Origin of the sequence: Arthrobacter sp. SRS-W-1-2016 (genome assembly GCF_002009585.1) — a bacterium.
GTDB classification, from domain to species: Bacteria; Actinomycetota; Actinomycetes; order Actinomycetales; family Micrococcaceae; genus Arthrobacter; species Arthrobacter bambusae_A.
Genome location: NZ_MTPV01000023.1, coordinates 39,501 through 54,240, shown reverse-complemented (window position 1 = coordinate 54,240; position 14,740 = coordinate 39,501). Strand labels below are relative to the sequence as shown.

At 64.5% G+C, this 14,740-nt stretch carries 8 protein-coding genes; 7 read left to right on the top strand and 1 reads right to left on the bottom strand.

All coding sequences use genetic code 11. From position 1 onward, the window contains the following. Positions 1 to 111 precede the first annotated feature (111 nt). Positions 112 to 2,100 (bottom strand): amino acid transporter, encoded by a 1,989-nt coding sequence (locus BMF89_RS05985; RefSeq protein ID WP_078106161.1) that lies wholly within the window; start codon positions 2,098 to 2,100, stop codon positions 112 to 114. A gap of 209 nt (positions 2,101 to 2,309) precedes the next feature. On the opposite strand from BMF89_RS05985, the gene BMF89_RS05980 reads away from it, so the two are divergent. From BMF89_RS05980 to BMF89_RS05950, 7 genes are all read left to right on the top strand, one after another. Continuing rightward, positions 2,310 to 5,036 carry an exo-alpha-sialidase gene (locus BMF89_RS05980; protein ID WP_078106160.1) on the top strand — a complete coding sequence of 909 codons (2,727 nt, stop codon included), beginning with the start codon at positions 2,310 to 2,312 and terminating at the stop codon, positions 5,034 to 5,036. A gap of 184 nt (positions 5,037 to 5,220) precedes the next feature. After that, positions 5,221 to 6,285: an agmatinase gene (speB, locus tag BMF89_RS05975; protein ID WP_078106159.1), complete on the top strand. Its 1,065-nt coding sequence runs from the start codon at positions 5,221 to 5,223 to the stop codon at positions 6,283 to 6,285. Then, on the top strand, positions 6,282 to 7,934 hold the full coding sequence (locus BMF89_RS05970; protein ID WP_171983411.1) for a thiamine pyrophosphate-binding protein: 1,653 nt from the start codon (positions 6,282 to 6,284) through the stop codon (positions 7,932 to 7,934). The genes speB and BMF89_RS05970 overlap by 4 nt, the downstream gene beginning before the upstream one ends. Before the next feature lie 177 nt (positions 7,935 to 8,111). Next, entirely contained in the window at positions 8,112 to 8,594 is a 483-nt protein-coding gene (locus tag BMF89_RS05965; RefSeq protein WP_078106157.1) for a MarR family transcriptional regulator, read from the top strand. Positions 8,595 to 8,605: 11 nt separating this feature from the next. Then, entirely contained in the window at positions 8,606 to 10,645 is a 2,040-nt protein-coding gene (locus tag BMF89_RS05960) for an MDR family MFS transporter (protein WP_078106156.1), read from the top strand. Positions 10,646 to 10,894: 249 nt separating this feature from the next. Further along, the gene (locus tag BMF89_RS05955; RefSeq protein WP_078106155.1) at positions 10,895 to 12,628 is read left to right on the top strand and encodes an ABC transporter ATP-binding protein; all 1,734 of its coding nucleotides are present in this window, start codon (positions 10,895 to 10,897) and stop codon (positions 12,626 to 12,628) included. Further along, on the top strand, positions 12,625 to 14,721 hold the full coding sequence (locus BMF89_RS05950) for an ABC transporter ATP-binding protein (protein WP_078106154.1): 2,097 nt from the start codon (positions 12,625 to 12,627) through the stop codon (positions 14,719 to 14,721). The genes BMF89_RS05955 and BMF89_RS05950 overlap by 4 nt, the downstream gene beginning before the upstream one ends. Positions 14,722 to 14,740 lie beyond the last annotated feature (19 nt).

Below are 14,740 nucleotides of genomic sequence, written 5' to 3'. Positions count from 1 at the left end.
GCGGCGCGCGGCCCCCGCCCGGGCCCCCGGCCCGGGCGGCCCCCCCCCCCCCCCGGCGGGGGCCCCGCCCCCCCCCCCCCCCCCCCCCCCCCCCCCCCCACGCTGGCATGTTCAGCCCACGTGTACCCACGGCCTGCGCGTGATGTCCGGTTCGGCTTCGCGGAGCACTTCGCGGGTCACCGGTGCGATCTCGCCCTCGCCGAAGAAGAGGAACTTGCTCAGGTTGGCGATGGGGTTGCCTTCGGTCCAGCGGAAATAGATGTGCGGCATCAGTCCCGTCACGTCGCGGATGTGGAGGAGCACTGCGGCCAGCGTGTTGGGCACGTTGTTGCTGTGGATCTCGAGGATCTTGAAACCGTGACGGCGTATGCCCTGGACGAGGAGTTCCTGCTCGAAGTCGGAGCTGTCATCCACGATGATCTCGATGAAAATCGCGTCGCTGTCCACTGGCAAGTGGTTGGCCTGCTGGGCGTGCTGCAGCTTCAGCTGGTACCGGTCTGCGCTCAGCCGCTTGGGCTCGTGCGCGATGATCCGGATGGGGCCTTCCTCGTTGGAGGCCGTGAACTCGAGGGCCATCTGGTCCATCTTGATGTGGGTAGCCCTCAGTTCGAAGGACCGGCGTACCCGCGACGCGAAGCTGACCAGGACAATGCCCAGGATGAACAGTGCCGCGATCCTGATGCCGTCCGGGCGTTCCACCACATTGGCCACTGTGGTGTAGGCGAAGACCACAGCTACCACACCGAAAGCGATGGTCTTGCCCCTCTCCTTTTTCCGGCGTGCGGACAGGGTGACCGCTATCGAGGCCGAAGTCATGAGGACCAGGACGCCGGTGGCGTACGCGCCGCCTTGGGCCTCCACGTTCGCCTCGAAGACCAAGGTGATGATGAAGCCAACGGCCGTGAAGACCAGGACCAGTGGGCGGACCGCTTTGGTCCACGCCGGGGCCATGCCGAAGCGCGGCAGGTAGCGCGGCACGAGGTTCAGCAAGCCGGCCATGGCAGAAGCGCCGGCAAACCACAGGATGGCGATGGTGCTGATGTCATAGACCGTGCCGAAGCCGTCGCCCAGGAATTGGTGCGCAAGGAAGGCGAGGGCTCGTCCGTCTGCCTTCCCTCCCGGCTGGAATTCGGCGGCCGGAATCAGGAATGTGGTGATGAAGCTGGAAGCCACCAGGAAGGCACTCATGATGAGCGCCGCCGTCGTGAGCAGTTTGTGGGTGCCGCGGATGCGGCCCGCCGGATTTTCCTCCGTGTCGCTGGGGCTGCCCTTGATCTGTGGCATGACCGCGACGCCGGTTTCGAATCCTGAGAGGCCGAGCGCAAGCTTCGGGAAAACAAGGAGCGCGATGCCCACCATGATCAACGGGTTGCCGTGCTGTTGGTTCAGTGCGGCCCACCAGTCGGTCACCACATGTGCCTCGGTCACTACGTGCACCAAGCCGACCGCGACGACGACGGCGTTCAGCACCAGGTAGACGCCCACCAGAACGACGGCGACGTTGATGGCCTCCTTGAATCCTCGGAGGAACACCACGCCAAGCCCGGCGATGAGCGCCAGGGTGATGGTGATTTCCTGCCCGTGGAGCCATTCCGGGGCAAAGGGGTTTTCGATGGCGTGGGCGCTCGCGTCGGCGGCGGAGAGCGTCATGGTGATCATGAAGTCCGTCGCGGCGAATCCCAGCAGGGCGAGCACGAAGAGTTTGCCGCCCCAGCGGGGGAGGAGCCGCTCGAGCATCGCGATGGAGCCTTCGCCACGCGCGCTTTCGGAAGCGACCCGGCGGTAGACCGGCAGGGCGCCGAGCAAGGTGACGGCGACCAGGACGATCGTGGCCAGCGGCGAGACGATGCCGGCCGCGAGCGCCGCAATGGCGGGCTGGTAGCCGAGCGTGGAGAAGTAGTCGACGCCGGTGAGGCACATGACTTTCCACCAGGACTGGGGCGTGTGGTCCTCGTCCGGCTTGCCGTGTGGACCCTGGCGCTTTCCCGATGTTTCAGGCATTCCGTCAAGCAGCCAACGCTTGAATTGCCCCTGCTTGATGTCTCCCGCGGGTCTGCGCCGGTCAGAGGGTTCGGCAGGCGGCCTGGTCAGCGTTGTCACATGGTCCTTTCGCGCAGCCTGGAAGCTGCTCCAGATGGAGCGTACGGGCGGGGCAGGGAGGGGATGCCCGTCTTTATGGAATCTTTACGCCGCCTGTGAGGGGGGTCACTTCCGGGCGGACACATTCACATCATTTGGCATGTGAGCGGCATCACGTAGCATATAGAACGTCCTATGTTGGATGTGAAAACAATACGAAAGGGCTACGCATGAATAACCCGCTACTCAGTGACAGGGCCAGGGGGCGGCTGCCGTGGAGCAGGCTCGCCGTCTCCATGGCGGCTGCCGCAGCTCTCATGACGTCAACCGTTGTGCCCGCCTACGCTGCGTTGGATCCGTTCCCGAGTCCCAACGTCCCCTCCAACCCTCCGGGAAGCTACGTCGAGCAGGTCCTCGCTTCGAACGGCGACAACGCCATCGACCCCGTCCTGGGCAAGTACTACAGGATCGTCGCGCTCGCGGATTTGGGCGACGGCGTTCTCCTGGCTTCCTACGACGGCCGTCCCGATGGGGGTGATTCTCCTTCGCCCAACTCCATCGTCCAGCGGCGCAGCACCGACGGCGGAAAGACGTGGGGCAGTCCTACCTTCATCGCGCGGGGACAGCTAAGTTCAGCAGGCGTCCAGAAATACGGTTTCAGCGATCCCAGCTACGTCGTGGATAAGGTCACCGGGACGGTATTCAACTTCCACGTCTACTCCAAGAACCAGGGATTCGCGGGCAGCGTGCTCGGCAATGACGATTCCGACCCCAATGTGATCAGCTCCCAAGTGTCCGTGTCCACCGACCGCGGACTCACGTGGTCCACGGACCCCGGCAACCAGCCGACCCTGCCCGTTCCGTCCAGTTATCCGGCGGGTTCGGCCTACGCCGGGTTTGCGGGTCCGCTCATCACCGCCACCGTCAAACCGAACGGGAGCACCATCAACGGCGTTCCCAATGTCGGCGGAGTGGTCAGCATGTTCGCCTCGTCGGGTGAGGGTATTCAGCTCAAGTACGGAGCGCATGCCGGAAGGCTCATCCAGCAGTTTGCCGGAACCATCGTCCAGCCCGATGGGAGCCGCCAGATCCAGGCCTACAGCGTCTATTCCGATGACCACGGCAAGTCCTGGAACATGGGCACGCCCACCGGAACCGGCATGGACGAGAACAAGACGGTGGAACTCTCCGACGGCCGCGTCATGTTGAACTCAAGGGACAGCACCGGCGCCAATCCGCACTTCCGCAAAGTGGCGTATTCCTCCGACGGCGGAGTCACCTACAGCACGCCCGTTGCGGAGACGCAGCTCCCGGATCCGCGGAACAACGGTTCCATCACCCGGATGTACCCCGATGCCGCAGCGGGATCGGCGGACGCCAAGAAGCTGCTGTTCTCCAACTCGCCCACACCCACCGCCGGCGGCGCGCGCGTAGACGGCACGGTCCGCTACTCCGCCGATGACGGCAAGACGTGGGGCTCCTCGCGCGTCTTCAAGGCCGGAAGCATGTCCTACTCCACCCTGAGCGCCCTGTCGGACGGTACTTTCGGCGTCCTGTACGAAGGTGACAACAACACCATCACCTTCGGGAAATTCGACACCGCCTGGCTGAGCCCGGTTGCCGCCGTCGTTGTCCCGGGTGCGGTCACCGTCACGAACGGCGGCAGTGCGCAGCTCAGCGTGACCGTCACCAACAACGACAGCTCGCCGCTTCCCGCGTCGACCGTCAGCCTCGACGCCTTGCAGGATTGGACGTCGACGACGGCGGACCTCGCCTCCCTCGATCCGGGCGCCTCGGCGACTGTGCAGCTGACTGTCGCGGCGCCGTCGTACGCCAAAGCAGGTGCGGTACCCCTGACGGCCAGGTTGAACGTCGGCGGGGCCTCGATTACAGCGCCGGTATCAGTGACCGTTGCGGGTGGTTCTGCCGGCAACGTGGTGGGCGCCTACATTTTCGGTGCCCGCAACGACGCCGGAAGGGACCTGGCAAGCCACCCGTACGCGGCGGGCAGCCCAGTGCCCTACAAGTTCCGGGTGTACAGCACGGGCAACGTCACTGAATCCGTTGTCCCGCAGTCCGGCAACTTCCAGCCGTTCCTGCCGCCGGGTTCGGGCAACTGCCGGTTCAGTGCCCTCGGTGTGTGGGGCAATTACCTCTGCGGAACCCCGCAGCACACCGTGACGGCGGATGAAGCGGCACGGGGATTCTTTGTCCCGAGCACTGTCTGGCAGGTAACGGGAGCCGGCGCCGCCACCCAGAATTACACCGTCACGGGTGACGAGGTGGACCTGCTGGTCCGCAATCCCCAGTTGAGCGGATCGGTGGTGTCCACGTTCAACGATGTGGACGGGGACGGGTTTGCCGGTCCGGGCGACACGGTGACCTTCGCCTACACCGTCACGAACACGGGCAATGTGGCGTTGACGGACCTTTCGGCTGCGGCCCTTGGATTGTCCAAGCCGACCCTGTCCGTGGGTGAGTCGGTCAACCTCGCCTCCGCCTACACGCTGACCGAGGCCGACATTGCGGCCAAGCAGCTCCCGGTCACGACCATCCCTGTCAGTGCGAACAACGGCGCCAAGCTTGCATCGCTTCAGCTGGACAGGCAAGCCGTCGCCCTGAAGGTCAAGCCTGCCATGCCCGGTTCGGAACCTGCCTTGGCTTCCCAGGAGTTGATCGGTGCCCATCCGCCGCTGGACTTGGGGCTCGGTGCGGACAAATACCGCGGCGGCCAGACCGTGACGGTCCACAACGTGGAGTACGGCCAGTGGTATTACGTCTACCTGAACAAGCGCAGCTACCGTCTGGGTTGGTTCTTCCCGACGCAGCAAAACACGCTGTCCTTCGTCCTGCCCAAGGACGTGAAAAACGGCATGGACAGCCTCGTCGTGCTCGATTCGGAAGGCCATCAAGTGTCATTCGGAGACTTCCAAGTGACGCCTTTCGGGAGCAAGTAGCCCGGGCGGGGACATGAGGTGACAAGCTGGGCCGGGCTCTGGGGGAGCTCGGCCCGGTCTTGTTGTGATCGAACGAAGGGTCCGCGCTTCACGTAAACAAGTGATGCATATAAGGCAACTTTGAGTGTATGATTGGTGTCACAGTCACTGTCCGATCCACCTATTCACAAAGGAGTGGCGCATTTTGGAAGAGCTTCGTATTGAGGCCAACGGCAACCTTGGTCCCATTGATTCGGCCCGAATCCCGCGCTATGCCGGTGCTGCCACCTATGCCCGCCTGCCCCGCTTGGACCAGGTATCCAAGGCCGATGTCACGGTGGTCGGCGTTCCCTTCGACTCAGGTGTTTCCTACCGCCCCGGCGCCCGCTTCGGTGCCAACCATGTGCGTGAGGCCAGCCGCTTGCTGCGTCCGTACAACCCGGCCTGGGATGTCAGCCCCTTCGAGAACATCCAGGTCGCCGACGCTGGCGACATGGCGGTGAACCCGTTCAACATCAACGAGGCCATCGAGACCATCCAGCAGAATGCACTCGACCTGACCGCCAATGGAAGCAAGCTCGTCACGCTTGGCGGCGACCACACCATTGCCCTGCCGCTGCTCCGCGCCGCGGCCGAACGCGCAGGCGAACCCGTTGCCATGCTGCACTTCGATGCCCACCTGGACACCTGGGACACCTACTTCGGCGCCGAGTACACGCACGGCACCCCGTTCCGCCGCGCCGTCGAAGAGGGCATCCTGGACACCGAGGCCATCAGCCACGTCGGCACCCGCGGCCCGCTTTACGGCAAGAAAGACCTCGACGACGACCACCGCTTCGGCTTCGGCATCGTCACCTCGGCGGACGTCTACTACCAGGGCGTCCTGGAAACCGTGGCCAAGATCCGGGACCGCATCGGCAACCGCCCGCTGTACATTTCGGTGGACATCGACGTCCTCGATCCGGCCCACGCTCCGGGTACAGGCACGCCCGAAGCCGGCGGCATCACCAGCCGCGAGCTCCTCGAAATCATCCGCGGATTCCGTGGCATGAACCTCGTGGGCGCAGACATCGTTGAGGTCGCCCCGGCCTATGACCACGCCGAGATCACCGGCGTCGCAGCCAGCCACGTTGCCTACGAGCTCGTCACCCTCATGGCCGACAACGCCGTCGAAGGCAACCGCCACGGCGCGCTCAACGGCTATGCCGCCCAGGCCCTGGGCCAGGAATCCCGGCGCCCGGCCGGCTTCGCTCCGGCGGTCACGAAGTGACGGACCAGCGCAACGGCGGGGACCTCGTCGTCGAGACCCTCGAGGCGCTCGGCGCGAAGACGGTCTTCGGGATCCCGGGCCAGCACGCCCTGGGATTGTTCGACGCGATGGGCCGCGGCAATCTGCACTTCGTGTCCTCCCGGGTGGAGAACAACTCGGCCTTCGCCGCTGACGGATATTCCCGTGCCACGGGTGAGGTCGGGGTCCTGTTCCTGTCCACGGGTCCGGGTGCTCTGACATCCTTGGCCGGCTTGCAGGAAGCGTATGCGACCGGCGTGCCGATGGTGGTCGTGGCGAGCCAGATCCCCTTGGATGGTCTGGGTGCGCGCCGGAAGGGCATGCTCCACCAGCTCGATGACCAGAAGGCCTCGGCCGCGAACGTCACCAAGAGCCAGCGCCTCATCCAGCACGCGTCCGGGATTCCTTCGGCCATCCAGGACGCCTGGACCGAGGCCATCTCCTCCCCGCAGGGGCCCGTGTGGATCGAGATTCCGCAGAACGTGCTCCTGGATCCGATCATGGTCCCGCCCGTGGAGGATGCCCTTGCCGAAGCGGCCGACAACCCGCCGCGCGTGGAACTGATCCGCGAAGCCGTCAAATGGCTCTCGACGGCGGAGCGTCCGGCGATCATCGCCGGCGGCGGCACCCGCCGTGGCCGGGCCGAGAAGTCGCTCCTGTCGATCGCCGAGAAACTCCGTGCCCCGGTCATCTGCACTCCCGGTGGCAACGGGGCGTTCCCGTGGACCCACGAGCTGTCCTTGCAGTCCTGGATCGAAGACCGCCACATGACGGATGTCCTCGAGGACGCCGACGTGCTGATCGTCATCGGTTCCTCCCTGGGCGAGGTAACGTCCAACTACTTCACCTTCGAACCGCGCGGCCGCATCATCCAGATCGACGCCGAACCCCGGGTCCTCGAGTCCAACCGGCCTGGCCTGGGCATCCGCGCCGACGCCGGCCAGGCGCTTTCCGCGCTCGACGAGGCGTTGCCTCCGGCTGCGACGGCACCGGACTGGCGCGGCGCTACGCCCGAGGCTCTTGTCAAGGAGTCCCTGGCCAAGGTCAGGGCGCGACTTGAAGAGCAGGACCTCGGCAAGGAACTGAAGTTCATGGCCGACATCCGCGAAGCGGTTCCGGCTGACATGCAGACCTTCTGGGACATGACCATCTCGGCCTACTGGGGATGGAGCTGCTGGGATTCCCGCGAGGGCCAGTTCCACTCGGCCCAGGGCGCGGGCGGGCTCGGCTACGGCTTCCCGGCCGCGATCGGCGGTGCCGTGGGGCTGGAAACCGTGGGCAAGCCCGGCCGGGTGCTGGCTGTGTCCGGCGACGGATCCTCCATGTACTCGATCTCCGAGCTGGCCACCGCCAAGCAGCACAACGTCCCGGTCACATGGCTGATTGTCGACGACGGCGGCTACGGCATCCTGCGCGAATACATGGTGGGCGCCTTCGGCAAGGCCACGGCCACCGAGCTCGCCCGCCCCGACTTCGTGAAGCTCGCCGAAGCTTTCGGTGTCCCGGCCCGCAGAGTTGCCCCGGAGGACGTGGGGGACGCGCTCCGGGAAGGCTTCGCCGCGGACGGCCCCAACGTCGTCGTGGTTGAAACGCTCCTGAAGATGTTCGGCCCCACGCACTTGGGGGACTGACTCAAACCGCGTCAAACCCCAGCGCGAGCTGGCAGGTGATGACCCCTTTGTCGAAAGATGGGGGCATCTACTGCCAGCTCGCGCTTGGTGTTTAACGCACCTCACACATCATTAGTTTCCCAAAGCAATCATTTTGACGTATAGTTGCTTTAGGCAAACAAAAGTGAGGTGTCTTCCATGGCTGTCGCATCCAGCACAGCAACCGAACTCGTCCATCAGATCTTCGATCTCCAGCGGGTGCTGCGTTGCATCGTGACCGCGAACATCGCGAAAGATGCCGACGTCGGATTCGCGCTGCAGGGTGTCATGCGCTTCATCGGCGAGGGGGAGTCCCGGGCCACGAAGCTAGCCTCCCGCCTCGGCGTCAGCCCCCCGGTCCTCAGCAGGCACATCGCCGAACTCGAGGAACTCGGCCTTGTGGTCCGCCGCCCCGATCCCGCCGACGGCCGCGCGCAATTGGTGGCCCTTTCGGAATCCGGGATTGAGAAGGTCCGGGACTTCGAAGAACAGCGCAGCCTCAACCTGCGGGCCTACCTCGCGGAATGGAGCGAGGAAGACGCCTTGGAAGCAGGGCAGGTCCTAGAGAAATTGACCACATCACTCAACCATTCAGTCCGGGCAACGGCGGCCGGCTCCCACCACTCGAACCACACAGCTTAGGAGCAGCAGCAATGGCAACCCGAATACAAGAACGTTCGACGGCGGTGCCGGCGTCATCCGCGCCCATGACGCACCGCCAGATCATGGAGGCCCTGACGGGCCTCCTTGCGGCATTCTTTACCGCCATCCTGAGCAGCACCATCGTGGCCAACGCCCTGCCGACCATCATGTCCGACCTCCACGGCACCCAAACGGACTTCGCGTGGGTCATCACGGCCGCGCTGCTGGCCAACGCCGCTACCACGCCCATCTGGGGCAAGCTCGCCGACCTCTTCGACAAGAAGCTCCTGGTCCAGCTGAGCATCGTGATCTTCGTGGCCGGCTCTGTCATGGCCGGTTTCTCCCAGAGCATTCCCTTCCTGCTGACGGCCCGCTTCATCCAAGGCATCGCCTTGGGCGGCCTCACCGCTTTGGCCCAGGCCATCATCGGCACCATGATCCCGCCGCGGGACCGTGGCAAGTACTCGGGCTACATGGGCGCCGTCATGGCGGTCGGTACCGCCGGCGGCCCGCTCCTCGGTGGCTTCATCGTTGACAGCCCGCTCGGCTGGCGCTGGACGTTCTTCGTCTGCGTGCCGCTCGCCGTCGTCGCGCTGATCCTGCTCCAGGTGACCCTCAAGATCCAGCACGTCAAGCGCCCGGCCAAGATCGACTGGCTCGGTTCCGTCCTGCTGACCTCGGGCGTGAGCCTGCTCCTCATCTGGGTTTCCTTCGCCGGCAACCCGGACTACTACGACTGGATCTCCTGGCAGTCCGCCCTCATGGTAGGCGGCGGCGTGCTCCTGCTGGCCCTCCTCGTGGTGGTCGAATCCAAGGTGGCCCAGCCCATCATCCCGCTGAAGATCATCTCCCAGCGCACCACCGCTTTGGCGATCCTGGCCTCTGTGGCCGTTGGTATCGCGATGTTCAGCTCCTCCACCTTCCTCGGCCAGTACTTCCAGGTAGCCCGTGGTGCCACGCCCACCGAGGCAGGGCTCCTGACGCTGCCGATGATTGCGGGCAACCTCCTGGGCTCGGTGGTCTCCGGCCAGCTCATCAGCCGCTTCGGCAAATGGAAGCGCTTCCTCCTGGCGGGTACTGTGCTCCTGGCGGGCGGCCTTGCCTTCACCGGCACCATCGACCACACCACGGCGCTGTGGGTCACGTGCTGCTACACCGCGATCTTCGGCCTCGGCCTTGGCTTGCTGATGCAGAACCTGGTCCTCGCGGTCCAGAACACCGTCCGCGCCCAGGACATCGGAACGGCCAGCGCGTCCGTGGCATTCTTCCGCTCCGTCGGCGGTGCGATCGGTGTTTCCGTGCTCGGCGCCATCATGGCTACGCACGTCAAGGACCTTGCCACCCAAGGCTTCGCCGCGGCCCACATCCCGGTGAGCGGTGGCTCGGGCGATGCGAGCATGGACCTGACGGACTTGCCCGCCCCGATCCGCGACATCATGCGTGCCGCCTACGGCGACGCGACAGCCCAGATCTTCATGATCTCTGCCGTCATCGCGGTGGTCGCTTTCCTCGCGGTGCTGTTCATCAAGGAAGTTCCGCTGCGGAAGACCGTGGACGCAACGCCGGAGAAGGAATTGCTGGCAAACGCTTCCGGCGAGGCCGCCATGACGCTGGACACCTCTGCATTGCCGGTCATCGAATCCGCCGAGTTTGCCCAAGCAGCCGACGACGGCGGCACCCCCTTGGGTGCCAGCCGCGCCCGGGCGGCGGCCGAGAAGGAGCACGATGAGCTTGACCTTGAGTTTGCCCGCATCCTCACCCAGGAACGGCCTGACCCCGCCGCCGGCCTGCGCGAAGTCCAGGACCAGCTCGTCCGCACCCAACGCTTGCTGGCCGAGCAACAGCTTCAGCTGAGCAGGGCACAACGCGAACTCCAGGCACGCGTGCACGAACAGCAGGCCACCGCCGTCGAGCAGTCGCGGATCGCCGAGGAGTTGGCCGCGCTGCGCAAGGAACTCAAGCGTGAGCGCCGCCGCCAGGAAAGGGCAGCCTTGCTGCTCCTCGCCGGCGACGCCTCGCGGGCAGGGGAGACCGGGCGGCACGCCGGCTAGGGGAGCCTGGCGGGCAACCGCCTGCAGGACGCGTGGCCGGAGCCGCTGCAGCGAGTTTGGACGCTGCGGCGGCTCAGCTACGTCGCAAGGATGATATTCGACTACCGATATTTCGTTGAGGCAACGGATTTCGTAGAGTTGAGGGACTAATTCTGTCAGCGCCTGCTGCTATCCATGTGTTTAGTCATTCGCATTATTTAGTCATTCGCACAGTCATCATTCGCGCACTCTCATTAAGGATCCGTGGGCATGCTTGTCACCCTGATACGGCGCTACTCCAAGCCGTATTTGCCGCAGATACTGGCCGTCATCATCTTCCAGCTGGCGTCTACGATCGCCACCCTCTATCTTCCAAGCCTCAACGCAAAGATCATCGATGAGGGGGTTTCCCGGGGGGACACCAACTACATCTGGCAAACCGGTGCCCTGATGCTCGTGGTCGCGCTCGGCCAAGTCATCGCGGCCATCGCGGGGGTCTACTTCGGATCCCGCGTGGCCATGGCCATGGGACGCGACTTGCGCAGGGACGTCTTCCGCAAGGTCAGCAGCTTCTCGGCCAAGGACGTCAACAGCTTCGGCGCGCCCACGTTGATCACCCGCGGCATCAACGACGTCCAGCAGGTCCAGATGCTCATGCTCATGGGCCTGAACTTCATGGTTTCCACGCCCATCATGTGTGTTGGCGGCATCATCATGGCCTTGCGCGAGGACCTCAGCCTCTCCTGGCTCGTGTGGGTCTCCGTGCCCCTGCTGGTGGCCGTGGTTGGCTACCTCGTGGTGAGGCTCATGCCGCTCTTCCGCTCCATGCAGATGAAGATCGACGCCATCAACGGCGTCCTGCGCGAACAGATCATCGGCATCCGCGTGGTCCGGGCGTTCGTTCGTGAACCCTACGAGGCCAAGCGCTTCGGCGACGCCAACAAGGACCTCACCCTCGTTTCGGTCAAGATCGGCAACCTGTTTGTCTTGATGTTCCCGGCCATCGGCATGATCCTGCACCTTTCCACGGCGGCAGTGCTGTGGTTCGGCGGCCAACGGGTGGATGCGGGCAACATGCAGGTGGGTTCCTTGACTGCCTTCCTGCAGTACCTCCTGCAGATCCTCATGGCCGTCATGATGGGTACCTTCATGGCCATGATGATCCCGCGCGCCTCCGTGTGTGCGGACCGCATCGGCGAGGTCCTCGACGTCGAACCCTCCATCCACGATCCAAAGGCGCCGGTTGCGCCCGCGGAAAAGAAGGGTCGCGTCGAATTCCGCGATGTCACCTTCAAATACCCCGGCGCTGAAGCTCCCGTGTTGAGCAACATCTCCTTCACTGCGGAGCCGGGCCAGACCCTTGCCATCATCGGGTCCACTGGCGCAGGCAAGACCACCTTGGTGTCGCTGCTGCCGCGCCTGTACGACGTCGCGTCCGGCGATGTCTTGCTCGACGGCGTCCCGGTCACCAGCCTGGACCGCGATGAAATCACCAGTCGCGTGGCCACGGTGCCGCAGAAGCCCTACTTGTTCTCCGGAACCATCGAGCACAACCTGCGCTTCGGCAAGACCGACGCCACGGACCAGGAACTCTGGGATGCGCTGGAAACCGCGCAGGCCAAGGACTTCGTCATGGAAAAGTCCTCCGGCCTGAACCGACGGGTGGCCCAGGGCGGCACCAACGTTTCCGGCGGCCAGAGGCAACGCCTCTGCATCGCCCGCGCCCTGGTGACGCAGCCCAAGGTCTACCTTTTCGATGACTCCTTCTCGGCCTTGGATGTTGCCACGGACGCCCGCCTTCGCCGGGCGCTGAAGGAGAAGACGCAGGATGCCACGGTCATCATCGTGGCCCAGCGCGTCTCCACCATCGCGGACGCGGACCAGATCCTGGTCCTGGACAACGGCAGGATCGTTGACCGCGGCACCCATGAAGAACTCCTGGAAACGTCACCCACGTACCAGGAGATCGTCGAATCCCAGCTGAGCGCGGAGGAAGTGGCATGAGCGAACAGAATCAGCAAAAGCGCGATTGGGCCGCGAAAGCCGAAGCAGCGAAGGCCGCGCGCGAAGCCGCGGAAGCGAAGGACGCAGCCGCTGACGGTGCAGTGACCGCTGTGGACGATGACGACATCGAAGAAACCGAATACACGCCGGGCGAAGCCGACGGCGGAATGTTCGGCAACCTGCCGGCCAAGAAGGCCAAGGCGTTCGGACCGTCGGCCAAGCGGCTCCTCGGGCTGCTCAAGCCGGAGGCCGCCGGAGTCGTCTTCGTCATCGGCCTCGTGGTGGTCTCGGTGGTCCTGAACGTCATCGCCCCGAAGATCCTCGGCAGCGCCATGGACGTCATCTTCGGCGGTGTCATGGGCAAGCAATTGCCTCCCGGCGTGAGCCAAGCGGCCTTCGCCGAGGGCCTCCGCCAGGCCGGCCAGAACAACTTCGCGGACATGGTCTCCAAGATGGAGCTCACCAACGGGATCAACTTCTCCAAGCTCACGTTCCTGATCTCGATCGTGCTCTTGATGTACTTCGTGGCCAACATCTTCCTGTGGGCCCAGGGCTACATCCTGAACAAGATCGTCATGAAGGTCATCAACCGGCTCCGCAACGACGTCCAGGCCAAGCTCAACCGCTTGCCCCTGAACTACTTCGACACTCGCCAGCGCGGCGACATCCTCTCCCGCGTGACGAACGACGTCGACAACGTCCAGCAAGGGCTGCAGCAGGCGTTCGCGCAGCTCGTCAGCTCGGTGCTGACAGTCTTCGGCATCACCATCATGATGTTCATCGTGTCGTGGCAGCTCGCCCTCATCGCGCTGGTTGCCCTGCCGCTCTCCGGCGTCCTTGCCGGCGTCATTGGCTCGCGCAGCCAGAAGCTCTTCGCTGCCCAGTGGAAGAACACCGGCTCGCTCAACGGCCAGATCGAGGAATCGTTCTCGGGCCACGAGCTCGTCAAAGTCTTCGGGCGCGACGCGGACATGCTGGAGCGTTTCGACGAACGCAACGAAGCCTTGTACAAGGCCTCGTTCGGGGCGCAGTTCGTTTCCGGCATCATCTTCCCGGCGATGAACTTCGTCTCCTACCTCAGCTACGTGGGCATCGCCGTCGTCGGTGGTTTGCGTGTGGCCTCCGGTTCCATGAGCCTGGGCGACGCCACGGCGTTCATCCAGTACTCGCGTGAATTCACCCAGCCGCTCGGCCAGATCGCAGGCATGGCCAACATGCTCCAGTCCGGCGTGGCTTCGGCTGAGCGCGTTTTCGAGTTCCTGGATGCCGATGAGGAAAAGCCGGAGAACGCGGCCCGCCACCTGCCCCCGCGCACGGACGGCCACGTCGAGTTCGAGAACGTGTCCTTCAGCTACGTTGCCGACAAGCCGCTCATCGAGAACCTCTCCCTCAGTGCGGAGCCCGGACACACCGTGGCGATTGTCGGACCCACAGGCGCGGGCAAGACCACGTTGGTCAACCTCGTCATGCGGTTCTACGAGCTCAATTCGGGGCGTATCACCCTGGACGGGGTGGACATCAAGGAGCTGAGCCGTTCCGAGCTTCGTTCCAAGGTGGGAATGGTGCTGCAGGATGCCTGGCTGTTCGGCGGGACCATCTACGACAACATCAAGTACGGCAACCTCGACGCCACCGAGGAACAGATCATCGAAGCGGCCAAGGCCACATACGTGGACCGCTTCGTGCGCGCCCTGCCGGATGGCTACCAGACCATCATCGACGAGGAAGGCAACAACGTCAGCGCGGGCGAGAAACAGCTCATCACCATCGCGCGGGCCTTCGTTTCCGATCCTTCGCTGTTGATCCTGGACGAGGCCACGAGCTCCGTTGACACCCGTACCGAGCTGCTGTTGCAGAAGGCCATGGCTGCCCTCCGCACGGATCGCACCAGCTTTGTCATCGCCCACCGCTTGTCCACCATCCGCGACGCCGACACCATCCTCGTGATGGAAAACGGCAGCATCGTGGAGCAGGGCAACCACAACCAACTGCTCGCATCGCAGGGCGCGTACTACCGCCTTTACATGTCGCAGTTTGCCGGTGAGGATGCCGGGGAAGCCGTTGTGGATGATTCGACGGCGGTGCACAGCTGAGCCAGCGAATCACCGTCCA

Coding starts and splice junctions, on each gene's coding strand:
- BMF89_RS05980 (WP_078106160.1), top strand. CDS start 2,310: ATGAATAACCCGCTACTCAGTGACAGGGCCAGGGGGCGGCTGCCGTGG.
- BMF89_RS05965 (WP_078106157.1), top strand. CDS start 8,112: ATGGCTGTCGCATCCAGCACAGCAACCGAACTCGTCCATCAGATCTTC.
- BMF89_RS05960 (WP_078106156.1), top strand. CDS start 8,606: ATGGCAACCCGAATACAAGAACGTTCGACGGCGGTGCCGGCGTCATCC.
- BMF89_RS05955 (WP_078106155.1), top strand. CDS start 10,895: ATGCTTGTCACCCTGATACGGCGCTACTCCAAGCCGTATTTGCCGCAG.
- BMF89_RS05950 (WP_078106154.1), top strand. CDS start 12,625: ATGAGCGAACAGAATCAGCAAAAGCGCGATTGGGCCGCGAAAGCCGAA.